The following is a 23,109-nucleotide window of genomic DNA, read 5'->3' on the forward strand; positions in this document are numbered from 1 at the left end:
CTCACATATCCAGCTTGTCGATCATCGCCTGGGTGATCAGGCAGATGCCATTTTCCGAGCGGCGGAAACGCTTGGCGTCGAATTCCGGATCCTCGCCGACGACGAGACCTTCCGGGATGACGACACGGCTGTCGATGACGACATTGCTGAGCTGCGTATGCCGGCCGATCTTGACGTTCGGCAGGATGACTGCCCCATCGAGGCGGGAGAAGGAGTTCACCCGGACGCCGGTAAACAGCATGGAACGGTTGAGCGAGGCACCGGAGATGATGCAGTCGCCGGAGACGAGCGACGAGGTCGCGGATCCACGGCGGTTTTCATCGTCATGGACGAACTTTGCTGGCGGCTTGATCTCGGCGAATGTCCAGATCGGCCAGGTGCCGTCGTAGATGTCGAGTTCCGGGGTGACATGGGTGAGGTCGATATTGGCCTGCCAGTAGGCATCGATCGTGCCGACATCGCGCCAATAGGCTTCGCGTTCGAAATCGGAGCGGACGCAGGACTGGTTGAAGCGGTGGGCGACGGCTTTGCCGTGCTGGACGATGTAGGGGATGATGTCCTTGCCGAAATCGCGGCTGGACGATGGATCGGCGGCGTCGCGGCGCAGCACGTCCATCAGGAACTTGGTGTGGAAGACATAGATGCCCATCGAGGCCAGCGCCATTTCCGGATTGCCGGGAATGCCCGGCGGATCGGCGGGCTTTTCGACGAAGTCGATGATCTGGTCTTTTTCATCGACATGCATGACACCGAAGCCGGTTGCTTCCATACGCGGCACTTCCAGGCAGCCGATGGTGACATCAGCACCGGAATCGACATGCTGCTGCAGCATGAGCTCGTAGTCCATCTTGTAGATATGGTCGCCAGCCAGGATGACCATGTACTCGACACCGTGATCCTCGATGATGTCGATGTTTTGATAGACGGCGTCGGCCGTGCCTTCGTACCATTGCGTTTCGGAGACGCGCTGGGAGGCGGGCAGGATGTCGAAGCTTTCGTTTCGCTCGGGGCGGAAGAAGTTCCAGCCGTTCTGCAAGTGTCGGATCAGCGAATGCGCCTTGTACTGCGTCGCGACGCCGATGCGGCGGATACCGGAATTCATCGCGTTCGACAGCGCGAAGTCAATAATGCGGGCCTTGCCGCCAAAATAGACGGCCGGCTTGGCGCGACGGTCGGTCAGTTCCTTGAGGCGGCTTCCGCGGCCGCCGGCAAGGACATAGGCCATTGCGTCACGGGCGAGGGGCTGTATCCGTTTTTCCATTGAATTTCCTCCCGATAGTATGGTTCCCGGGCGGCTTTGCCGCTCCTGGAACTGCGTCCTCTCCAAATATTATTCTCGTCCACGACATCGACGGGTCTTGGGAGCCCATCTTGCCGCGCGCTATTCCTGCTCCAGCATCAATGTCGCCAAGGGCGGCAAGGTGATGGTGGCCGTCATGACGCCTGCACTGTTTTTCGTTGCCTGGACGGCTCCTCCGTTGCCTTTGCCGCTACCGCCGTAAATCTCGGCGTCGCTGTTGAGAATTTCCTTCCACCGCCCCTCCACAGGCAGCGGTATCGTATAATTCTCCCGGTAGACCGGGGTGAAATTGCTGATCACGGCGATGGTCTTTTCACCGGGCGCCTTGCGCAGCCAGGCAAAGACCGAATTCTCGCGGTCGTCGGCAATCAGCCATTCGAAACCTTCGCCTTCGCAGTCGCGCGCATGCAGCGCCGCCTTGTTGCGATAGGTGCCGTTCAGGTCGCGGACCAACCGGCGCATACCTTCGTGCAAGGGGTATTCAAGGAGGTTCCAGTCGAGCGCGCGATCTTCCGCCCATTCCTGCCATTGGGCGAATTCCTGGCCCATGAACAGCAGCTTCTTGCCGGGATAGCCCCACATGAAGCCGTAATAAGCTCTGAGATTGGCGAACTTCTGCCAGTCGTCGCCCGCCATCTTGGCGATCAGCGAGCCCTTGCCGTGCACCACTTCGTCATGGCTGAGCGGCAGCACGAAATTTTCGCTGAAGGCATAAAGCAGACCGAAGGTCAGGTCGTTGTGATGGTGCTTGCGGTGGATCGGCTCGCGCTGCAGATATTGCAGCGTGTCGTGCATGAAGCCCATGTTCCACTTGAAGCCGAAGCCCAGGCCGCCAGCATGGACCGGAGCGGAAACCTTCGGCCAGGAGGTGGATTCCTCGGCAATGGTGATGATGCCGGGATGGCTGCCGTAGACTTCCTTGTTCATGGTCTGCAGGAAGCGAACGGTATCGAGGTTCTCGTTGCCGCCGTATTCGTTCGGCACCCATTCGCCATGCTTGCGCGAATAGTCGAGATAAAGCATCGAGGCGACCGCATCGACGCGCAAACCGTCCAGGTGGAATTTTTCGGCCCAGTAGAGCGCGTTGTTGACCAGGTAGGAGAACACTTCGGCGCGGCCGAAATTGTAGATCGCGGTGTTCCAATCGGGGTGATAGCCCTGACGCGGGTCCTCATGCTCGTAAAGTGCTGTGCCGTCGAACCAGCGAAGGCCGTGGGCATCGGTCGGGAAATGCGCAGGGACCCAGTCGAGGATGACGCCGACGCCGACCTTGTGAGCGCCGTTGACGAAGCGGGCAAAACCTTCCGGTTCGCCGAAGCGGGCGGTTGGCGAATAGAGGCCGGTGGTCTGATACCCCCAGGACGGATCATAGGGATACTCGGTGATCGGCAGGAATTCGATATGGGTGAAGCCCATATCGACACAGTAAGGGATCAGACGCTCGGCCATCTCGTCCCAGGTCAGCATGTCGCCATTGTCGCGGCGTTGCCAGGATGCCGCATGAACCTCGTAAATCGAAATCGGCTGACGCCGGGCATCGACATTGGCCCAATGCGCCCGGTGTGCCTCATCCTGCCAGACCTGCTCGATCTCGCCTGTGGTCATCGACGCATTGTTCGGGCGTAGTTCCGAGCGACGCGCGAAGGGATCGGCCTTCAACGGCAGCAGTTCGCCATTCTTGCCAACGATCTCGTATTTATAGATCGCGCCTGACGGGACGTCGGGAATGAAGATTTCCCAGATGCCGGTGTCCTGGCGCAGCCGCATGACGTGGCGGCGGCCATCCCACTCGTTGAAATCGCCAACGACCGATACGCGCCTGGCGTTCGGCGCCCAGACGGCGAAATGAAAACCATCGGCGCCGTCATGCTTGATCGGATGCGCGCCCATCTTGTCGAACAGCCGCAGATGCGAGCCCTCGCGGATGTAATAATCATCCATCGGCCCGAGAACCGGACCGAAGCTGTAGGGATCCGTTACAGTCCACTCGCCGCCGCCATTGCGGGCGCGGTAGCGGACCGGCTGAGCCTTTTTGACAGCAATGATACCCTCGAAGAAGCCCGCATCGTCACGCCGTGTCAACGTGCCGATCTCCTTGCCGGCCAGTGTTTCTGCGGTCGCCGTTTCGGCACCGGGAATGAAACAGCGAGCGATGAACTCCTTGCCCGCCGGGCCTGCCGGATGGACGCCGAGAGCAGCGAACGGATTTGTATGAGTGCCAGCGAGGATCGCCGCAATCTCTTCCGCCGGCAGACTGGCTGACGGAACGGTAGGCGTGGCGTCTTTTGGCACTGATGTCATCCGGCTCTCCAAATTTCTCCGGCATATTGCCGGATTGTGCGGTCAGAGGAAAACCAGCCCATGCGCGCAGTGTTGCGGATGGTCTTGGAATACCAGCTGGCCGTATCCGTCCAGATGGCGTCCACCTCGCGCTGCGCCTTGGTGTAGGCGTCGAAATCGGCCGCCACCATGAACCAGTCGTGATTGTAGATGCCGTCGATCAGGCCAGTGAAGCGATTGCGATCATCGGGGGAAAAGACGCCGGACGAGATCGCGAACAGCGCCTGTGACAGCTCGCGCGATTGCTCGATGATGGCGCGGGGATTGTGACCCTCGGCGCGCACCTTGGCGACTTCATCTGCTGTCATCCCGAAGATCTTGATGTTTTCCTCACCGACCCAGTCACGCATTTCCACATTGGCGCCATCCAGCGTTCCAATGGTCAGCGCACCGTTTAACGCGAACTTCATGTTCCCGGTTCCAGAGGCTTCCATGCCGGCGGTCGATATTTGTTCGGACAGGTCGGCCGAAGGCACCATGATCTCGGCAAGCGAGACGTTGTAATTGGGAATAAAGACGATCTTGAGCAGGCCGCGCACCGACGGGTCGTTGTTGATGACTTTGGCCACATCATTGGCCAGCTTGATGATCAGCTTGGCGTTGTGATAGCTCGGCGCCGCCTTGCCGGCGAACAGTTTGACACGCGGCACCCAGTCGAGTTCGGGATGCGAGCGGATCTGGTCGTAAAGCGAAATCGCCTCGATAATGTTCAGAAGCTGGCGCTTGTATTCGTGGATGCGCTTGATCTGGATGTCGAACATCGCCGACGGATCAATGCGGATCCCCATGCGGCTCTGCACCAACTGGGCAAGTTTGACCTTGTTGGCGCGCTTGATCTTCGCAAACTTTTCCTGGAAATCCGGCTTGTCGGCGAAGGGATCGAGTGCCTGCAGGGCTTCGGTATTGTCCATGAACTCATCGCCGATCGCATCGCGTATCAGTGTGACGAGCTCGGGATTGCACTGCATCAGCCAGCGGCGCGGTGTGATGCCGTTGGTCTTGTTGTTGATGCGTTCCGGATAGAGCCGGTGCAGATCGGCAAACACCGTTTCCTTCATCAACTCGGTATGGAGGGCGGAAACGCCGTTGATCGAGTGCGAGCCGACAAAGGCGAGGTTGCCCATGCGCACGCGCCGGTCGCCGCTCTCGTCGATCAGCGAGATATTGCGGACCTCCTGATCGGTATGGGTCTTCTGCTTGCGGGCCTCGAGCAGGATCTTGGCATTGATCGCATAGACGATCTGCATGTGACGCGGCAAAAGCCGCTCGAACAGCGGCACCGGCCATGTTTCCAGCGCTTCCGGCAAAAGCGTGTGGTTGGTGTAGGAGAAGGTGTGGCGGGCGATATCCCAGGCGGCCTCGAAATCCATGCCGTGAACGTCCGTCAACAGACGCACGAGTTCAGCGACGGAGACCGCTGGATGGGTATCATTGAGCTGGATGGCCACCTTGTCGGGCAGGGAGGTGAAATCCGGATATTGCTGCAGGTGGCGGCGCAGGATGTCTTGTAGCGAGGCGGACGAGAAGAAGAACTCCTGGCGCAGGCGCAGCTCCTGACCGGCAGGCGTCGCATCGGCTGGATAAAGCACGCGGGCAAGGCTTTCCGCCTTGTTGCTTTCTCTGAGGGCGCCGATGTGGTCGCCGGCATTGAAGGCATCGAGCAGGATCGGGTCGATCGGGTGGGCGGTCCACAGGCGCAGCGTGTTGACGCGCTTGGCGCGCCAGCCAACGACTGGCGTATCGCAGGCCGTAGCAATCACGCGCTCGGCTGGTTTCCAGACGTAGCGGGTGACTTCCTCGTCGACATTGACGGTTTCGACCGAGCCGCCAAAGCCAATTTCGTAGGAGCTTTCGCGGCGCTCGAATTCCCATGGATTGCCATGGGCAAGCCAGGTTTCCGGCAGTTCCACCTGCCAACCATCGGCCATCTGCTGGCGGAACAGGCCGTGGACGTAGCGGATGCCGTAGCCATAGGCCGGAATATCGACGGTCGCCATGCTCTCCATGAAACAGGCAGCCAGACGGCCAAGACCGCCATTGCCGAGCGCTGCGTCGGGCTCAAGGGCAGCGATGACGTCGATGTCGACACCGAACGAGGCCAGCGCCTCGCGCAACTCGTCCATCAGGCCGATATTGGTGACGGCATCGCGCATCAGGCGGCCGATCAGGAATTCAAGCGACATGTAATAGACGCGCTTGGCATCGGTGGCGTAGGTCTTGCGCGTCGATTCCATCCAGTTGTCGGTGATCCGGTCACGCACCACCAGAATAGCGGCTGTCAGCCAGTCATGTGGCTTGGCGACCTTCGGGTCCTTGCCGATACGGTAGGTCAGGCGCTCGATGATTTCCTGGGCAAGGACCTCGGAACTTGAAGCGCGAGGTGCGGCGCTCGGAATTTTCTCGTTGGACAAACGATCGATCATGAAAAAGGGTTACCCTCTGCGTGCGGTTTGGGAGACCGGAGGCGAACACCAACGGGGCATATGAGCGATTTATGCACCGATACGAAGCGCTTGCAATAGCGTTTTCAATAAGATGAAAATTGTAGAAGACGGTCAGTTCGAAACGGCTTACGATTTAACGGATAACGCGAAAAAGCCCGCCCCGACTATTTCGGGACGGGCTTTTAATTGCAGCGGTAAAGCGGTTATTGCGTCAGGCGAACGGTCATCGCCGAGGCTTTTTCGCCGATATATTTGAAAGCCTCGTTCAACTGTTCTGCATTCTCGGCTTTGAAATAGTGGGCGCTGGTGGTTGCGCAGGAATTCAGCAGTGTTTGGCCGCGCGTCGGGGCCATGAAAGCAACCGTGAAGACCTGAATGTTGTCCGCCTTGGCCTTGTCGCACCATTTTTTCGTCTCGGTGTCGGCCGAGGTATAGTTGTTATCCCCGTCGGTCATGAAGACGATGTATTTTGTCGGGGCCTGCTTGTTCTTGACAAAATGGGCGTCGTCTTCGACCAACACGTTGTTTTTCTTCAGCATGAGCTTTCCATAAGCGGTCGCGAATGCGTCACCGGAATCCGTCCCGCCCGTTGCTGATAGCGCTTTGACATAGGCCACAGCGCTATCGGTACCCCAGGTCAAGTCGGTCTGCTTCTGCATGGAAGCGTTGTAGGATACGGCTCCAGTTCTAACCAGAGAACCGGTCGGGTCAGCGGTTTTCAGATATGTGGTGAGGTTTTCCGTCGCCGTTTTCAGGGCCTCGATCTTGGTGATAAAGTTGTCAACATCCCGCTTGCAGGTCTTCGGGTTGTTTTTCGTGCCGCAGGAGTAGCTCTCGACCTTCTTCGGGTTGTCTTTATTAATCGTCGCCGTATCTTCAGCCATGGAGCCGGAACGGTCGAGCACCAGGAACATCGACAAGGCATTCTTCGTTTCCGATGAACTCAAGGACTTGCTGGCCGCGCTGATTGTGGCGGTCTGCTTGCCGAGAAGCCGGGTCAAGGGATTGAGGGGGAGATTGTAACTCGAGGATATGTCCACGGTGTATGTCTTGCTGTTGCCGACGGTATTCGTCGCCAGCTGCTCAACAATATTGATCTTGGTGTTTTTAGAAAAGGCCTCATCGAGAACGACGCCTTCCTGGGCGCTTATACCAGCGATAAGGAAATCATTTGCGAGCTTCTTGGCGTTTGGGATGCTCATTCCTTCATTGATGAGCGCGGACGATGCGGCAAGGGCGGCCGTGTCGGCTGCATCTTGCAACTGGTTCTTGGCCATCATCATATTCGCCATATCCATGGCAACGCCGCCCCCGGCGAACAGTACCGGAATGATCAATGCGGCCATCAGGGCAAAATTACCGCCACGGTCGCTGATGAGAGCTGAACAGGACTGAAGAAATTTCGATCGCTTTACCATTTTCCCCACTCGGAATAGACGTTGCCTCTTTTGATGAAACGACTTCTATCCCGTAAGTATTACGATCCTGTTCAACTGCTGGGTTGCAATTGAATACAATTTTAATTGTCCTTAGAATGCAGGTGTTTCAGCCCATCTACGGTGTGCGAAAACAAGACGGCGGGGATTCCCGTTTCGGGTCATTGCAGGGGAATGACGTCGACCGCCTGTTCGGTTTTGTGCGATCCGTAGCTTTTCAGGACACCGATGACCGGTGCGACGTCGCTGTAATCGCGGCCATGGCCGACGACGATGTGATCCAGTCCGGCAAAAATATTGTTGGTCGGATCAAGTTCGAGCCAGCCGGTGGTGGTTCCGCACCAGACCCGCACCCAGGCATGCATGGCATCGGCGCCTTCGAGGCGCTCCTTGCCCGGTGGCGGGATGGTTCTGAGGAAGCCGCTGACATAGCCGGCGGGAATGCCGAGGCTGCGTAGAGCCGTGATCATCACATGGGTGAAATCCTGGCAGACGCCGCGCTTCAGCTTGAAGGCTTCGCGCGGTGTCGTATCGACGGTGGTCGCCTTCGGATCGTAGGCGAAGTCCATGTGGATCTCAGCGCAAATGGCCGTGGCGATCTGGCGGATGGTCATGCCGGGCTTGGCGATGCCGCGCGCATAGGCTGATATTGCTGCATCTTCGGGTAGGCGCGGACTGGCGCCCAAGAAATGATGCGGTGAATTGGCGTCGAGAGACCAGACATTGGCGATCTCGGCTGGGAAGCGCGAGAGGTCGGGCGAAAAATCGGCAGCGAGGGGCTGCTGCTCAAGCTGGACCCGGGCCTGCATGCGGATCACCAGCTTTTCATGCTGTTTGCGAAACAGGATCGAGGTCGAGGGATTGGCGAAGAAATCGATGCTGTCCCTGCGCTCTTCCGGTGGAGGCGTGCAGGTGACGGTGCCGGCGACGAGGCGCTGGCGGTCGGGAAGCGACAGCGGAAGGACGCGTACGACATGCCGTCCGCCGGAAACCGGGACTTCGTAGGTGTAAGTGATCCGCAGATTGATATCGTAGAGCATGGGGTCTCAAATCTTGCGCAAGAGGTCTGTCATATCCTATGCGAGATAGGTTTGCGCGAGGATGTTGGAGAAGCGGCCGAGTTCCTGTTCCAGATTGTTGTAGACGTCAGTGTTCATCGCTTCGGGCGTCATGACGGCTAGGCCTGCGTGGAGTTTCATGGCTTCGCGGTAGAATGGGGACATCTGGCCATTGCTGAAAGCGTTCGGCAATTGTTCGACCTCAGTCTTGATCTCGTTCAGCTGGTAGAGGATCGAGCGCGGGTTGAGCGGGTCGAGTGCCAGAAGATCGGTGACGGTCAGCGCTGCGGTGTTGACGTTGTAGCGGCGGCGGTGGGTCATGACGCTGTCGCCGATTTCCAGCAGCATGTCATAGGCGCCATCGGGGGCATCCTCGCCGGACATGTGGCCGAGCAGGCGGGTCATGTGCAGGCCGCGTTCGAGATAGCGGCCGATCGACAGGAAGCGCCAGCCGGTGAAGCGGTACATGTTTTCATGGACCAGGCCGGCAAAGCCCGCAAGCTTGCGCAAGAGCACAGTCATTGCATGGGTGGCGTCATCACCTGCTTGGACCGTCGACTGGAATTTGCGGGCGGTCTTGGCGAGATCGTTGAGCGCCAGCCAACCATCGGCGGAGAAACGGTCGCGGATATTGCTGGCGCTGAAAAGGGCGCTGTTGAGATTGGCCATGAGGCTGTCTGGAACCGGCTGCTTGGTATCGATATCGAGCCCGGCCAGATAGTCGGTGATATCCTTCAACAGCGGCATTTCGGTATTGGCGGTTTCGGCAAAACGGCCGTGCCAGGCGCGCAGGATGCGCAGCGCACCTTCGGCCCGCTCGATATAGCGGCCGAGCCAGAAGAGATTGTCAGCCGCACGGCTTGGCAGGCTGCCGGGCATGATGCGGATGAAGCTTTCCTCGGCAGGTAGGAGCGTCATCTGCTCGACGGGTTTCTGGCTGACGATCCAGACGTCGGCGGCCGAGCCGCCTGCCTGCATGGCAATAGCGGCGGCATCGGCGCCGGAGCCGATCCGGGCAAAGCCGCCCGGCATGACCTGCCAGCCATCGCGGGTGCGGGCGACATAGACGCGCAGGCTCATCGGCCGTGGTGTCAGCTTGCCGTTGATCCAGGCGGGCGTGGTGGAGAGGGTGACGACTTCCTGCCCGACCAGTTTCGGGCCGTCCGTTTGCAGCCATTCGGCGACGGATGTCTTTGCGGTATCGCGCAGCGACGAGCCGAGAACGGACTGGCCGTTGTCGTCAAAGAAGGGCCGGGTGGAATAGGCCGGGCCGATGACCATTTTTTCGATATTGCCTGCCACCTGATCGCGTTCCGGCTGCTGGCCGCACCACCAGGTGGCGATGCTCGGCAGGACCGGGTCTTCGCCGAGAAGATGACGGCAGATGGTCGGCATGAAAGCGAGGAAAGCACGGGTTTCGAGAATGCCGGAGCCGAGCGAATTGACGATCGACACAGAGCCGGAGCGTAGCGCCTCAACGATGCCGGGGGTACCGATATGCGAACTCTGGTTCAGTTCCAGCGGATCGGCAAAGGCGGCATCGAGGCGGCGCCAGAGCACGCCGACGGGCTTGAGGCCCGCCACAGTGCGAACCATGACGCGGCCGTCGATGACTGTCAGGTCTTCGCCTTCCAGCAGCATGAAGCCGAGATAGCGGGCGATATAGGCGTGTTCGAAATAGGTTTCATTGGCGACGCCCGGTGTCAAAACCGCGATACGGTCGTCGGGATGTTTCTTGCGCGATTGCAACTCGTCGCGGAAGGCGCCGAAGAAGCCGGCGAGGCGGCGCACATGGGTTTCGGCATAGAGATCGGAGAAGGCGCGGGTGGTGGCGACGCGGTTTTCCAGCGCGAAACCGGCGCCGGACGGGGCTTCGGTGCGATCAGACAAGACCCACCAGTTGCCATCCGGGCCGCGGCCGATTTCGAAGGAACAGAAATGCAGGAAATGACCGTCGGCCGGAAGTACGCCGACCATCGGGCGCAGGAATTCCGGGTTTCCGGCTACCAGTGACGGCGGCAGAAAACCTTCGGCGACGAGACGGTTCGGGCCGTAGATATCGGCGGCGATCCGCTCCAGCAGTTCGGCGCGCTGGACGAGGCCTTTCGAAACAGCCTGCCATTCGGTGTCGTCGATCAGCACGGGTACGTGCGAGAGCGGCCAGTTGCGCTCCGAATTCTCCTTCGTGCCATAGGCGCGGTAGAACACGCCGGCATCGCGCAGATAGCGGTCGGCGCGGGCGAAGCGATTGGCAAGCTCGGTCTCGTCCATGCGGCCGATGGAGGCGAGAAAATGCTGCCAGACCTGGCGAACATTGCCCTGCGTATCAAGCATTTCATCGGCAATGCCGGGGAGCGCACGATAACCGAAGACCGGATCGTTGCCGATCCGGTCCTGGTTGCGCGTCGCATTTGCCGTCTGTTTCTTTGACATCAAAGTCCTACATGCCTGCCGGACGCCGCAAATCGAGCGTCAGGGGAAATTCTGCCGATGGGCTTTCCGGGGCCAGCGCGTAAGCACCAGCGGTATGTCCCCACGGTTCGAAACGGGCGAGCCTGCGGGCTTCAGCTTCGTTGCCGTTGACCGGAAACGTGTCGTAACTGCGCCCGCCCGGATGGGCAACATGATAGATGCAGCCGCCGATCGAACGCTTCGACCATGTATCATAAATATCGAATGTAAGTGGCGTGTTAACCGGCAAGTTCGGGTGCAAACCCGACGATGGCTGCCAGGCCTTGTAACGTACCCCGGCAACAGAGACGCCATTGAAACCGGTCTTGGTCAGCGGCAGCGCACGGCCGTTGCAGGCAACGGTGTAGCGTTCGGGATTGGCGGTTTCGAGTTTTACCTGCAGGCGTTCGACGGAGCTGTCGACGTAGCGCACGGTGCCGCCGGGCGCACCTTCCTCGCCCATCACATGCCAGGGTTCCAACGCCTGGCGCAATTCCAGCTTTGCGCCTTCATATTCGACCTCGCCACAGAACGGGAAGCGGAACTCAAGCTGGGCTTCGAACCATTCCGGACGGATGTTGAAACCGTTGGCCCGCAGGTCATTGAGGACATCGAGGAAATCCTGCCAGACATAATGCGGCAGCATGAAGCGGTCGTGCAGGGTCGTGCCCCAGCGTACCAGCTTGCCTTCGGCCGGGTTTTGCCAGTAGCGCGCGATCAGCGATCGCACCATCAATTGCTGGGCAAGGCTCATGCGGGCATTCGGCGGCATTTCGAAGCCGCGGAACTCGACGAGGCCCAGTCGGCCGGTCGGGCCATCCGGAGAGAACATTTTGTCGATGCAGATTTCGGCGCGATGGGTGTTGCCGGTGACATCGGTCAGGAGATTGCGGAACAGGCGGTCGACTACCCAGGGCAAGGGTTGTTGCGCCATGCCGGGCAAGGGCACCTGCGCCATGGCGATTTCCAGCTCGTACAGCGTGTCGTGCCGGGCCTCATCGACACGCGGCGCCTGGCTGGTCGGGCCGATGAACATGCCGGAAAACAGGTAGGACATCGACGGATGACGCTGCCAGTGCAGCACGAGGCTTTTCAGGAGGTCCGGGCGGCGCAGGAAGGGGCTGTTGTTGGGGTTGTTGCCGCCCACGACCACATGGTTGCCGCCGCCGGTGCCGGTGTGGCGGCCGTCGATCATGAACTTGTCAGCACCCAAACGTGTAAGGCGGGCTTCCTCGTAGATCGCTGTGGTGATCGCCACGCAATCTGCCCAGTTTGAGGCCGGGTGGATGTTGACCTCGATGACACCGGGATCGGGCGCGACGCGCATGACATTGATGCGCTCGTCCTGCGGCGGTGAATAGCCCTCGATATGGATCGGCAGGCCGAGATCGGATGCAGCTTTTTCAGCCGCTGCAATCAATTCCAGGTAATCCTCGATGCGTTCGACCGGCGGCATGAAGACACAGAGACGGCCATCGCGCGGCTCGACGCTCATGGCGGTGCGCACCGCACCCCGGATATCGGCATTTGCCACTTCCAGCACCTGTTCGATGCGCTTCTGCCTGGCGTCTGTGGCAGCCTTACGGGAGGCTTCGGCCAATGCTCTGGCCGGCGTTCCGTAATCTGGAAGAGGCTGGCGATCGATCGACGGATCTTCCGGGTGGATATACGGATATTGTGACGGCGGCACATAGGGCAGGGTGCCGAGCGGCATGCGAAAGCCGATCGGTGAATCGCCCGGCATCAGGAAAATCTTGCCGCGGCGGGTGCGCCATTTCTCGGAAATCCATTTTTGACCCTCGGCTTTAGAGTTCCATGCCTGCACTGGCAGGATGTAGCCCGTCGGCGTCGTCAGACCACGTTCGAAAACCTTGGCGATGCGGGCGCGCTCTTCCGGACTTTCCAGCTTTGAGTTCTCCGGATCGACGTTTTCCGGCAGGCTGCCTTCCTTGATGATCCATTCGGCAGGATCCTCAAAGGCCGGAATCACCATCTCCTGCTCGATATCAAGTGCTGCGGCGATGCCTGTGATCAGCGCTTCCGCTTCCCTGGCGGTGACCTTGGTATCCTTGCCTTCGGCGGCGATCAGATCGGGATTGTGCCAGATCGGCAATCCGTCCTTGCGCCAGTAGAGCGAGAAGGTCCAGCGCGGCAGGCTTTCGCCGGGGTACCACTTGCCTTGGCCATAGTGCAGGAAGCCACCCGGCGCGAAACGCTCGCGCAGGCGGCGGATCAGTTCGTCGGCCTTGTCGCGCTTGGTCGGGCCGACGGCGCCGGTGTTCCATTCCTCGGATTCGAAATCGTCGATGGAGACGAAGGTCGGCTCGCCGCCCATGGTCAGGCGCACATCGGCGCCGTTCAGCACTGTATCGACATGTTCACCGAGCGCATTCAGCGCCTGCCAGCTTTCCTCGGAAAACGGCTTGGTAATGCGCGGATGTTCGGCGACGCGGCTAACCGTCATGGCAAAATCGAAAGTGGTGTTGGCATCGCCATAGAGGCCGCCTGAGATGGGGGCGGCGTTGCGGTAGTGCGGTGTCGCGGCGAGCGGAATATGGCTTTCGCCGGTCAGGAGTCCGGAGGTCGGGTCAAGCCCAACCCAGCCGGCGCCGGGGATATAGACTTCACACCAGGCATGCAGGTCGGTGAAATCGACCTCGGTACCGGAGGGGCCATCAAGGGCCTTCAGGTCCGGGGCGAGCTGGATCAGATAACCGGAGACGAAGCGGGCGGCCAGCCCGAGATTGCGCAGGATCTGCACCAGAAGCCAGCTGGAATCGCGGCAGGATCCCAGCGCCAGTTGCAGGGTCTCTTCCGGCGTCTGCACGCCGGGTTCCATACGGATGACGTAGTTGACCTTCTGCTGCAGGCGGGCGTTGAGGCCGACGATGAAATCGATGGTGCGCATCGGAGTGAGATCGATGCCGTCGATATAGGTTTCAAGCGCCGGGCTCATCGGCTCCGGCTGCATGTAGATTTTCAGGTCGTCGCGGATGTCTTCCGGATAGGCGAAGGGGAAAGTCTCGGCCTCTTCCTCGATGAAGAAGTCGAACGGATTGTAGACCGTCATGTCGGCGACGAGATCGACCTCGATCTTGAACTCGGTGACGGGGTCGGGAAAAACATAGCGCGAGAGGTAGTTGCCGTAGGGATCCTGTTGCAGTGTGACGAAGTGGTTTTCCGGCGTGACCTTGAGCGAGTGACTGATGACCTTGGTCTTGGAGTGGGCCGCTGGCTTCAACCGGATAATCTGCGGGCCGAGCCGTACTGGCTTGTCATACTTGTAATGCGTCAGGTGATAGATGCTTGCTTTGATCGCCATGCGGATTTTTATCCCCTTGATGACAGGTCTATGCCGCCATTGAAGGGATTTTGTGCAATGCGAAGAGAGATTGCAAGGCGCAATTCCCGGCGGGAAGATTCATTTCCCGTGAGGAAGATCAGCACATGCTTGATAAGTGCTATTCCTGCGGCTCGATATTCTGATTGAGGCGGAAGAGGTTGGCCGGGTCAAGCCGTGCCTTCAGCCGTGCAAGGCGCTGGTATTTTTCGGGACCATAGGCATCGCGGGCGATGTTTGAGCCGGTGTCGCCCTGCTCGTTGACATAGTTGCCGGCGATCGAAGGGTCGGACAGCAGCCGACCAGTCGTGCGACCCCATTCGATGCATCTGTCATCATCGGCGATATCGTCCCAAATGGGCTCGGACAACCAGTAAAAACCTGCGTCTCTTCCGGTATAGGCCGTTGCATCGTCCGCCATGTCGCCGACGGCTCCGCCGAGCTGGATGGCATAGATTTCGCAGTCAAACGTTGGTGCGTGGGCCATCGCCCCGATAATGTGTTCGATTGCCTGGTCGCTGATATCGGACCAGAAACCGCCCTTGGCATAATAACGGCGCGACCACGCGAACGCCACGTCATTGCGGCTCTGCAGGGTCAGATAGGACAGGTTTTCAAGGCCGCCCCTGGCGCCGTCCGCCAGAGCTCCGAAGGGTGACAGTGCAGCACTGGCGAGCCCGGTATCGCCAGACCAGACGGCTGTGACGTTGATGCCGGACTGTGATGCTGTGAAGGAAACGGTGAAATCGCGGGATTGTCCTCGCGCCAGATCGCGCAATGCAGACAGGACCTTCCGGGCCTGTTCCATCGGGTAGATCCATTGGCCGGCGACGATCCCGCTGAACGGGTGCAGCTGGAACCTGAAGCGGGTGACGACGCCGAAATTACCGCCGCCACCGCGGATGGCCCAGAAGAGCTCCGGGTTCCAGGTCGGGCTCGTCCAGGTGACATCTCCGGAGGCGAGGACGATCTCGGCTCCAAGCAGGCTGTCGATCGTCAGACCATATTTCCGGCTTGCCCAGCCCATGCCGCCGCCCAGCGTCAGCCCCCCGATCCCCGTATGCGAAATCACCCCCGCCGGGACAATGTAGCCTTTCGGAATCGTTGCGCGATCAAGATCGCCAAGCAGAGCTCCGCCGCCGACATCGACGGTTTGGGCGTGGTTGTCGATGACGACGGAACGGATCAAGGACAGGTCAATCACCAGCCCGTCATTGCAGGTGGACAAGCCAGGCAGACTATGGCCGCCACCGCGCACTGCGAGCAAGGCACCGCATAAGGCGGCCGCACAGACGGCTTTTTGAACATCCTCGACATCTTGCGGGCGAACGATCGCGAGAGGCCGGCGGTCGGCGATGCCGTTCCAGATCCGGCGATAGCGATCGTAGTCCGGATGACCCGCAACGATCACCGGACAGTGAAGTTCAGCAGCGGTCAGTGCGTCTAGCAGTGAATTGGACATGAGGCTTGCCCCCGACTGGTGGGCAATGCCTATCATATTTTAGAGGTTGCAGAAATGCCCCGTTTGGAGGTGGTGCGGCAGGCGGCATCTGCCGCCGAACGAACGGAACCCGCGCCGTCAGCTGAGCTCCTGGGCGATCTCCCAGACATGGCCGGAAGGATCGGCGAAGGCTGCGGTGCGGCGGCCCCACGGGCGGTCGACCGGGCCGTTGAGCAGCGTTACGCCGCGGCGGCGCAACTCGGCGCAGACGGCATCTGCGTCATCGACCTTGATCGTCAGGAGGATGCGGGATCCGGATGATGGCCCGGCAACAGCCAGAGGTGTTACCAACTCGGGGGCTTCGGTTGCTTTGAGCAGATTGACTATCACGCCCGAGAATTTCAGCACTGCGGACACCGCGTCCTCGTAGATGACTTCGGGCGTAAAGACTGTCTGGTAGAACGACCGCGTTTCGTCGATATCGTCGACGAACAGGGTGATGACTTCGATTGCGTCAAGCTTCATGGGATTTCCAGGAATAGCCCGGACAAGGCTCCGGCGGTTCCAAGCCGGTGCCTTGCCGAGAGAGGAGTGGATTACCGCTTCATTGCCACAAGGTTGAAATGGGCGCCCTGGGGGTCAACGCAATTGACCACCCAGGCGCCACCGGGGACTTCCATCGGCCCATTGACGACCTTGCCACCCTTGGCAGTTGACCGCGCGATCGCGGCATCGAGGGTTTCGACGTTGAAGTAGAAGCCCCAATAGGGCGGCGCCGGGATGGTGGCGGGTTTGGTCATCATGCCGCCGATCTGCGCGCCATTGTGGGCGAAGAGCTGGTAGGTGCCCATATCGCCCATATCGATACCCTCATCCTTCTTCCAGCCGAACATCTCCTGATAGAAGGGGAGATCGGTGGCGAGATCGCCGGCCATCAGTTCGTGCCAGCCAACATTGCCGTTGGCCATCTGCGAGATTTCAGGCACGTCACCGTCACCGCGGAAGAGCGAAAAAACCGCGCCGTGCGGATCGGCGACCACAGCGAAGCGGCCAACGCCGGGAATATCTTCCGGCTGGCGATGCACCGTGCCGCCGAGCTTGGCGAGTTTTTTGGCTGCCGCATCGACATCATCGACGCCGACATAGCCGAGCCAGGCGGGCGGAATGTTCATCTTCAGGGCGCTTTCCGGCATTGTCATCAGGCCGGCCACGCGCACGTCATTGGTCTTGAACAGCGTGTAGTTTGCATCGGGCATGCCGGAATCGACAGAGGTCCAGCCGACCACGTCGTCGTAGAAAGCTTCGGCTGCCTTGGTATCGGTGGTCATCAGTTCGTACCAGACGAACGCGCCGTGTTTATCGCTCATTGTAGTCCTCCTCTTTGATGTTGCTTGGTTGATATAGTTTGGACATCTGGCGGGAAGTGTAGGTCGTCACAGTGCTCGAATATGGCAGCAGTCACACCACGCGATCGGTTTCCACGTGCCGCCGGGACTGCGGATGCGGGACGAAAAATTGCGGGTGTCCTCGCCCAAGCGCGATTGCCAGTCTGTCATGTCAGGCGCAGCAGGAATGGGCCTTGGGTTCCGCGTCATATTCGTCATGCCGCTTCACGAAGCTCAACGTTGACGTTTCATTGCGGCCTTTTGGTGCCCGATCGAGGATCATCAGGGTCGTCAGGATTTCTTCGCCGCCGCGAGCGTAGTCCGAATAGGTATGGTAGACATTGCCGGCTTCGTCGCGGATGAAAGCGCTCATGCCGGGCAGTTCATCATTGGCATCGTCGCCGGATGTTTCGCGGAAATTGTAGAAGACCTTGCCGCTCTCCAGTTCCTCCTTGGTGAAGGAAACGTGGTAGTCGAAATTGAAATCGCTGCCGAAGGACGACACCCAGGGGAATTTCCAGCCCATGCGCTGCTTGTAGGCTTCGATCTTGCCGAGCGGCGCGCGGGAGACGGTGACATAGCTGACATCGTGATTGTTGAGATGGGGAAGCGTGCCGTCGATATGATCGGACAGGAAAGAGCAGCCCGGGCAGCCGGCCTCCCAGTCGGGGCCGAACATGAAATGATAGATCATCAGCTGGCTGCGGCCGTCGAACAGGTCGGCCAGCGTCTTTTTGCCGGCGGGCGTATCGAATGTGTAGGTCTTATCGACCTTGACCCACGGCATGTTCTGGCGTTCGGCGCGGATCTTGTCGCGCAGTTTCGTTTCTTCCTTTTCGGTGGCGAGCAGCGCCTTGCGGGCTTCGAGCCATTCCTCGCGAGATACAACCGGATTTCTCAACATCGTTCATTCCTCCTCAGAAAATCGCGTTTCGTTCCGCTTGACTAAATAGGTTGATATCAACATTATTAATGCATGTCAAAGCCCATCGTGATTCCCTACGAAACCACCCTTCTTGTTCGTGACACATGCCTGTGTCTTCATGTTCAGCGCGCGGCGCGGGCTTTGGCGCGAAAATTCGACGAGGCATTGCGGCCGCTCGACCTGACCAATGGACAGTTTTCCTTGCTGATGGCGCTCAATCGCCCAGAGCCTGCGGGCATGGGGCCGGTTGCTCATCTGCTCGCCATGGATCGTACCACATTGACGGCGGCTTTGAAGCCGCTGGAGAAGCGCGGACTGCTGGTCACCATGACCGATGACAAGGATCGCCGCCTGCGGCGGATGAAGCTTACCGCAGAGGGCCATGCGCTGCTGTCAATGGCGGTGCCGATCTGGAAAAGCACGCATGCCGACGTCGATGACGCGCTCGGCGAGGGGCGTCCGGACCGGTTGCGATCTGACCTCATGATGCTTGCCTGAATATCCAGCATCCTGCCCGATTGAGGGAAGAACAATCCCATAACCATAGAGGAGACTGTAAATGAGGATGATTTTTGTGAACCTGCCGGTAAAGGACGTTTCGCTTTCCAAGGTATTTTTCGGCGGGCTCGGCTTCAGTTTCAACCCCGATTATTCCAATGAAGACACGCTCTGCATGGTCGTTGAGGAGAATATCTTCGTCATGTTGATGCACGAGGCGCGCTTCAAGGAATTCATTATCGACGAGATCAGCGATACCAGCAAGGTGACGGAAGTGCTGACCGCCCTCTCCGCCGGTAGCCGCCAGGAGGTCGATGAGACGCTGGCCAAGGCATTGTCGTTGGGTGGCAAGGCATGGCGTCCGGTCATGGACTACGGGTTCATGTACGGCTGCAGTTTTCAGGATCCCGATGGTCATGTCTGGGAACTGGCCTATATGGAGCCGCAGGCGGCCGGTTGATGATGTTCCGGTAAGGCAGCGTTTTACGAAAAGGGCGTCCACTTCGGTTGGCGCCCTTTTTCGGTGTTTGCGCAAGGGGATGACGGTAAGCGGGCAAAAGGTGTAGACAGTTGGCCTCCCTGCGCAAATACACGATGGCGGACCATGACCCAGAACGTCTACGACAATCCCGAATTCTTTGAAGGCTACAGCCAGCTTGGCCGAGCGGTCGAAGGGCTGGACGGGGCTGCAGAATGGGCATCGATCCGGGGGATGTTGCCCGATTTGGAGGGCAAGCGGATTGTCGATCTCGGTTGCGGCTTTGGCTGGTTCTGCCGCTTTGCCCGCGACGAAGGTGCTTCGAGTGTGCTCGGCTTCGACGTGTCCGAAAATATGCTGGCCCGCGCGCGGGCGACGTCGGATCCGGCGATCGGCTATGCGAAGGCCGATCTGGAGGTGTTGGAACTGCAGGGAGCGTCCTTCGATCTTGTCTACAGTTCGCTGGCCTTCCACTATATCGAGGACCTCAACGCGCTGCTGGCGCGTGTCCACGCGGCGCTCGTGACTGGCGGCCGGCTGGTCTTTTCGATCGAGCATCCGATCTATATGGCACCGGCCCATCCCGGCTGGGCGAAGGATATCGACGGGCGTGCGACGTGGCCGGTGAACGGCTACCTCGACGAAGGCCCGCGTACGACGGATTGGCTGGCCAAGGGCGTGGTCAAGCAGCACCGGACGATGGGCACGTTGATCAATATCCTGATTGGTCTTGGCTTTACCTTGCTGCACGTCGAGGAATGGGGGCCGTCGCTTGAGCAGGTGGCTGCCCATCCGGAATGGGCGGAGGAGCGCGAGCGGCCGATGTTCCTCTTGGTGTCCGCGCGTAAGTAGCTGGGTGGTTGGGTCACGGACAGAGGGCTATTCCGCCCATTCCGTATCGGCCGTAAAGGCGATGGTCAGCCAGCGGTTGGGGCCTTCGCCGCCAATGCGAGAGCCAATGTCATCGCGCAACTGGTCCCATTGCTCGATCGTTCGGGCGGGCATGCCGGCCGGCACGATGAAATAGAGTTCCACCTGCATCAACCGCCCGATGCGGGCCACATAGGCGCGGTGGGAGAGGAAAGACTGTTCCCTGACCACATCGCTTGCCACATCATCGATCCGTGCCCGCAACGGCTCCGGCGTCATCAGCAGAATATCCGATAGTGCCTGTCGCACCGTGCCGATGGGCATCGGGATGATGACGACGGACACGAGTGCCAGGACAGCCGGATCGATATAGGGCGTGATCCAGGCAAGGGATGTGCCTTCAACGAAAAATCCGCCGATGAAGGCGATCAAAAGGGCGGCGGTGATGCCGGCGGACATCAGCCAAGCTGTGGCGTCGAGGGTGAGAAACTCAGAGCGGATGGTGGCGTTTTTCTTCCTGACAACGGTTGCCATGATCAGGCAGGCCACCAGAGTCACGGCGGTGTAGAGGATCGCATAGTCGAATTCGAGCGCATGGCCGCCCGACAGGATGCTGATGATCGCGTTGATCAGGGCGTAGACGGCGACGCTCATCAAAAGAATGCCATTCAGTCCGAGCACGATCGGCTCAAGGTGCCAGAACCCGAGGGAAAACCGCGCCCGCAGCTTTCCCTTGCCGCGGCTCGGGTCAGCGTCGGTGGCAATCAACCGGGCGACCACCAGCGCCAGCGTGCTCATGCTGGCATCGGCCAGCGAGTAGACGCCATCGAAGGCGATCGAGAAGGAGCCGGTGACGATGCCGAACGCGATGCCGGAACAAGCGATGAGGATGGTCACGGCAATGGAGATTTTCAGGACAGTCTGTTCGGCTTGCATGGCTTTGCTCGGGGAGATGGGCTTGAGGACGGGATTGGACGAGAGATTGTGGGCGCGTTTCGCGCATTTGCCTATATCGGAATGACGGCTGAATGGCGGCTCTGCAAAGAAGTGCAACCACGCGTCCGGTTGTCGCTCTTCGCATGCTCCAGAACAGTTTGTGTGGTGGAAAAAGAAACACCCCTCAATCCGTTGGGATTAAGGGGTGTCCAGATATTCGACGAAGGCCTGTTGGCTCTTTTAGCCGAGGTCGCCCAGATCGCGCACGGCGCCGCGGTCGGCCGAGGTCGCGAAGGCGGCGTAGGCCTTCAGCGCCGTGGTGACCTTGCGTTTGCGCAGTTCGGCCGGCTTCCAGCCCTTGGCGTCCTGTTCGATGCAGCGGGCGGCAATCTCTTCTTCGCTGACGCGCAGCGAGATCGTCCGGTTGGGGATATCGATGTCGATCATGTCGCCTTCGCGCACGATGCCGATCAGGCCGCCATTGGCAGCTTCCGGCGAAACGTGGCCGATAGAGAGACCGGATGTGCCGCCCGAGAAGCGGCCGTCGGTGATCAAGGCGCAGGCTTTGCCGAGACCCTTCGACTTCAGGTAGCTGGTCGGATAGAGCATTTCCTGCATGCCCGGGCCACCCTTCGGGCCTTCATAACGGATAACGACGACGTCGCCGGCCTTGACCTCATTGGAAAGGATCGCCTTGACCGACGAGTCCTGGCTTTCGAAGACGCGGGCCGGGCCGGAGAATTTCAGGATCGACTCGTCAACGCCGGCCGTTTTCACGATGCAGCCGTTGGGCGCGATATTGCCCTTCAGGACAGCGAGACCACCATCCTTTGAAAAGGGGTGCTGGGCGTCGCGGATAACGCCCTTTTCGCGGTCGAGATCGAGTTCCTTCCAGCGGGCGCTCTGGCTGAACGCCACCTGCGTCGGCACGCCGCCGGGGGCTGCGCTGAACAGTTCGAGTGCTGCGGGATTGTCGGTGACGGAAATATCCCATTGCGACAGGGCGTCGCCAAGGGTTTTCGCATGCACCGTCGGCAGGTCGGCATTGAGCAGGCCGGCGCGGTTGAGTTCGCCGAGGATCGCCATGATGCCGCCGGCGCGGTGTACGTCTTCCATGTGCACGTCGGCCTTGGCGGGCGCGACCTTGGAGAGGCACGGGACCTTGCGCGACAGGCGGTCGATGTCGTCCAGATTGAAATCGATTTCGCCTTCATGGGCGGCGGCCAGGATGTGCAGTACGGTGTTGGTCGAGCCGCCCATGGCGATATCGAGCGCCATGGCATTTTCGAAAGCACCCTTCGAGGCGATTGTGCGCGGCAAAGTGGTTTCGTCGTCGTGCTCATAGTAGCGCTTGGCCAGACCGACGATGCGGCGGCCGGCTTCCAGGAACAATTTTTCACGATCGGAATGGGTCGCCAGCGTCGAACCGTTGCCGGGCAGGGACAGACCAAGTGCTTCAGTCAGACAGTTCATGGAATTGGCAGTGAACATGCCGGAGCAGGAGCCGCAGGTCGGGCAGGCGGCGCGCTCGATGGTCTGGACGTCCTCGTCCGACATGTTTTCGTCGGCAGCAGCGACCATCGCATCGACCAGATCGAGCGCGTGGATCTTGCCATCGGAGAGCAAGACCTTGCCGGCTTCCATCGGGCCGCCGGAGACGAAGATGGTCGGGATGTTGAGGCGCAGCGAGGCCATCAGCATGCCGGGCGTGATCTTGTCGCAGTTGGAGATGCAGACCATCGCATCGGCACAGTGGGCGTTGACCATATACTCGACGCTATCGGCGATGATCTCGCGCGATGGCAGCGAATAGAGCATGCCGTCATGGCCCATGGCGATGCCGTCATCGACCGCGATTGTGTTGAATTCCTTGGCGACGCCGCCATGGGCTTCGATCTCGCGGGCGACCAGCTGGCCAAGGTCCTTGAGGTGCACGTGGCCGGGCACGAACTGGGTGAACGAGTTCACCACCGCAATAATCGGCTTGCCGAAGTCGCCGTCCTTCATGCCCGTCGCGCGCCAGAGGCCGCGAGCGCCGGCCATGTTGCGGCCGTGGGTGGTGGTGCGGGAGCGATAGGCAGGCATGGACGTCTTCCTTGATCTTGTCTGGGTGAACGGCAGATATAGGGTTCAGGGACCACAATTTCAGCGGTTCCTATCGCAAAACTGCGCCCGCGTCACGAATTTCGTAACAATATTTCGTGTTT

General features: G+C 59.8%; 16 protein-coding genes. 3 read left to right on the plus strand and 13 right to left on the minus strand.

Annotation, left to right across the window (positions count from 1 at the left end; genetic code table 11):
* Position 1: 1 nt before the first annotated feature.
* From glgC to R6X40_RS11475, 11 genes are all read right to left on the minus strand, one after another.
* Positions 2-1,261, minus strand: coding sequence for a glucose-1-phosphate adenylyltransferase (gene glgC, locus R6X40_RS11425; RefSeq protein ID WP_318413664.1), 1,260 nt, complete (start codon positions 1,259-1,261; stop codon positions 2-4).
* Between the two features lie 120 nt (positions 1,262-1,381).
* A complete protein-coding gene (gene glgB / locus R6X40_RS11430) occupies positions 1,382-3,601 on the minus strand; it encodes a 1,4-alpha-glucan branching protein GlgB (protein WP_318413666.1) in 2,220 nt (739 codons plus the stop codon).
* Entirely contained in the window at positions 3,598-6,063 is a 2,466-nt protein-coding gene (locus R6X40_RS11435; RefSeq protein WP_412178366.1) for a glycogen/starch/alpha-glucan phosphorylase, read from the minus strand. Before R6X40_RS11435 ends, glgB begins: the two co-directional genes overlap by 4 nt.
* Positions 6,064-6,287: 224 nt before the next feature.
* A complete protein-coding gene (locus tag R6X40_RS11440) occupies positions 6,288-7,502 on the minus strand; it encodes a vWA domain-containing protein (RefSeq protein WP_318413667.1) in 1,215 nt (404 codons plus the stop codon).
* Between the two features lie 179 nt (positions 7,503-7,681).
* Entirely contained in the window at positions 7,682-8,560 is an 879-nt protein-coding gene (locus R6X40_RS11445; RefSeq protein WP_318413669.1) for a transglutaminase family protein, read from the minus strand.
* Between the two features lie 36 nt (positions 8,561-8,596).
* Positions 8,597-11,011 carry a circularly permuted type 2 ATP-grasp protein gene (locus R6X40_RS11450; RefSeq protein WP_318413671.1) on the minus strand — a complete coding sequence of 805 codons (2,415 nt, stop codon included), beginning with the start codon at positions 11,009-11,011 and terminating at the stop codon, positions 8,597-8,599.
* Between the two features lie 7 nt (positions 11,012-11,018).
* Positions 11,019-14,351 carry a transglutaminase family protein gene (locus R6X40_RS11455; protein ID WP_318413673.1) on the minus strand — a complete coding sequence of 1,111 codons (3,333 nt, stop codon included), beginning with the start codon at positions 14,349-14,351 and terminating at the stop codon, positions 11,019-11,021.
* Between the two features lie 139 nt (positions 14,352-14,490).
* Positions 14,491-15,831, minus strand: a complete 1,341-nt coding sequence (locus R6X40_RS11460) for an FAD-binding oxidoreductase (protein WP_318413674.1) — start codon at positions 15,829-15,831, stop codon at positions 14,491-14,493.
* 117 nt (positions 15,832-15,948) lie between these two features.
* Positions 15,949-16,335 carry a VOC family protein gene (locus R6X40_RS11465; protein ID WP_318413676.1) on the minus strand — a complete coding sequence of 129 codons (387 nt, stop codon included), beginning with the start codon at positions 16,333-16,335 and terminating at the stop codon, positions 15,949-15,951.
* 71 nt (positions 16,336-16,406) lie between these two features.
* Complete coding sequence (locus R6X40_RS11470; RefSeq protein ID WP_318413677.1) at positions 16,407-17,177, minus strand: VOC family protein; 771 nt, start codon at positions 17,175-17,177, stop codon at positions 16,407-16,409.
* Positions 17,178-17,367: 190 nt separating this feature from the next.
* On the minus strand, positions 17,368-18,096 hold the full coding sequence (locus tag R6X40_RS11475) for a thioredoxin family protein (protein WP_318414206.1): 729 nt from the start codon (positions 18,094-18,096) through the stop codon (positions 17,368-17,370).
* 75 nt (positions 18,097-18,171) lie between these two features.
* On the opposite strand from R6X40_RS11475, the gene R6X40_RS11480 reads away from it, so the two are divergent.
* The 3 genes from R6X40_RS11480 to R6X40_RS11490 all read left to right on the plus strand — a co-directional run bounded on the left by R6X40_RS11480 (position 18,172) and on the right by R6X40_RS11490 (position 19,948).
* Complete coding sequence (locus R6X40_RS11480; protein ID WP_318413679.1) at positions 18,172-18,618, plus strand: MarR family winged helix-turn-helix transcriptional regulator; 447 nt, start codon at positions 18,172-18,174, stop codon at positions 18,616-18,618.
* Between the two features lie 61 nt (positions 18,619-18,679).
* On the plus strand, positions 18,680-19,078 hold the full coding sequence (locus R6X40_RS11485; protein ID WP_318413680.1) for a VOC family protein: 399 nt from the start codon (positions 18,680-18,682) through the stop codon (positions 19,076-19,078).
* 144 nt (positions 19,079-19,222) lie between these two features.
* Positions 19,223-19,948: a class I SAM-dependent methyltransferase gene (locus R6X40_RS11490; protein WP_318413682.1), complete on the plus strand. Its 726-nt coding sequence runs from the start codon at positions 19,223-19,225 to the stop codon at positions 19,946-19,948.
* Positions 19,949-19,975: 27 nt separating this feature from the next.
* On the opposite strand, the gene R6X40_RS11495 is transcribed toward R6X40_RS11490, so the two are convergent.
* Together R6X40_RS11495 and ilvD are read right to left on the minus strand one after the other, a co-directional pair.
* Entirely contained in the window at positions 19,976-20,902 is a 927-nt protein-coding gene (locus R6X40_RS11495) for a cation diffusion facilitator family transporter (RefSeq protein WP_318413683.1), read from the minus strand.
* Between the two features lie 240 nt (positions 20,903-21,142).
* On the minus strand, positions 21,143-22,987 hold the full coding sequence (gene ilvD / locus R6X40_RS11500) for a dihydroxy-acid dehydratase (RefSeq protein ID WP_318413685.1): 1,845 nt from the start codon (positions 22,985-22,987) through the stop codon (positions 21,143-21,145).
* Positions 22,988-23,109 lie beyond the last annotated feature (122 nt).

Origin of the sequence: Rhizobium sp. PL01 (assembly GCF_033447125.1) — a bacterium.
Classification (GTDB): domain Bacteria; phylum Pseudomonadota; class Alphaproteobacteria; order Rhizobiales; family Rhizobiaceae; genus Pararhizobium.

What these genes read in the sequence shown, in the direction of transcription:
- glgC (WP_318413664.1), bottom strand. Translation starts at nt 1,261, where the DNA reads ATGGAAAAACGGATACAGCCCCTCGCCCGTGACGCAATGGCCTATGTC.
- glgB (WP_318413666.1), bottom strand. Translation starts at nt 3,601, where the DNA reads ATGACATCAGTGCCAAAAGACGCCACGCCTACCGTTCCGTCAGCCAGT.
- R6X40_RS11435 (WP_412178366.1), bottom strand. Translation starts at nt 6,063, where the DNA reads ATGATCGATCGTTTGTCCAACGAGAAAATTCCGAGCGCCGCACCTCGC.
- R6X40_RS11440 (WP_318413667.1), bottom strand. Translation starts at nt 7,502, where the DNA reads ATGGTAAAGCGATCGAAATTTCTTCAGTCCTGTTCAGCTCTCATCAGC.
- R6X40_RS11445 (WP_318413669.1), bottom strand. Translation starts at nt 8,560, where the DNA reads ATGCTCTACGATATCAATCTGCGGATCACTTACACCTACGAAGTCCCG.
- R6X40_RS11450 (WP_318413671.1), bottom strand. Translation starts at nt 11,011, where the DNA reads ATGTCAAAGAAACAGACGGCAAATGCGACGCGCAACCAGGACCGGATC.
- R6X40_RS11455 (WP_318413673.1), bottom strand. Translation starts at nt 14,351, where the DNA reads ATGGCGATCAAAGCAAGCATCTATCACCTGACGCATTACAAGTATGAC.
- R6X40_RS11460 (WP_318413674.1), bottom strand. Translation starts at nt 15,831, where the DNA reads ATGTCCAATTCACTGCTAGACGCACTGACCGCTGCTGAACTTCACTGT.
- R6X40_RS11465 (WP_318413676.1), bottom strand. Translation starts at nt 16,335, where the DNA reads ATGAAGCTTGACGCAATCGAAGTCATCACCCTGTTCGTCGACGATATC.
- R6X40_RS11470 (WP_318413677.1), bottom strand. Translation starts at nt 17,177, where the DNA reads ATGAGCGATAAACACGGCGCGTTCGTCTGGTACGAACTGATGACCACC.
- R6X40_RS11480 (WP_318413679.1), top strand. Translation starts at nt 18,172, where the DNA reads ATGTCAAAGCCCATCGTGATTCCCTACGAAACCACCCTTCTTGTTCGT.
- R6X40_RS11485 (WP_318413680.1), top strand. Translation starts at nt 18,680, where the DNA reads ATGAGGATGATTTTTGTGAACCTGCCGGTAAAGGACGTTTCGCTTTCC.
- R6X40_RS11490 (WP_318413682.1), top strand. Translation starts at nt 19,223, where the DNA reads ATGACCCAGAACGTCTACGACAATCCCGAATTCTTTGAAGGCTACAGC.
- R6X40_RS11495 (WP_318413683.1), bottom strand. Translation starts at nt 20,902, where the DNA reads ATGCAAGCCGAACAGACTGTCCTGAAAATCTCCATTGCCGTGACCATC.
- ilvD (WP_318413685.1), bottom strand. Translation starts at nt 22,987, where the DNA reads ATGCCTGCCTATCGCTCCCGCACCACCACCCACGGCCGCAACATGGCC.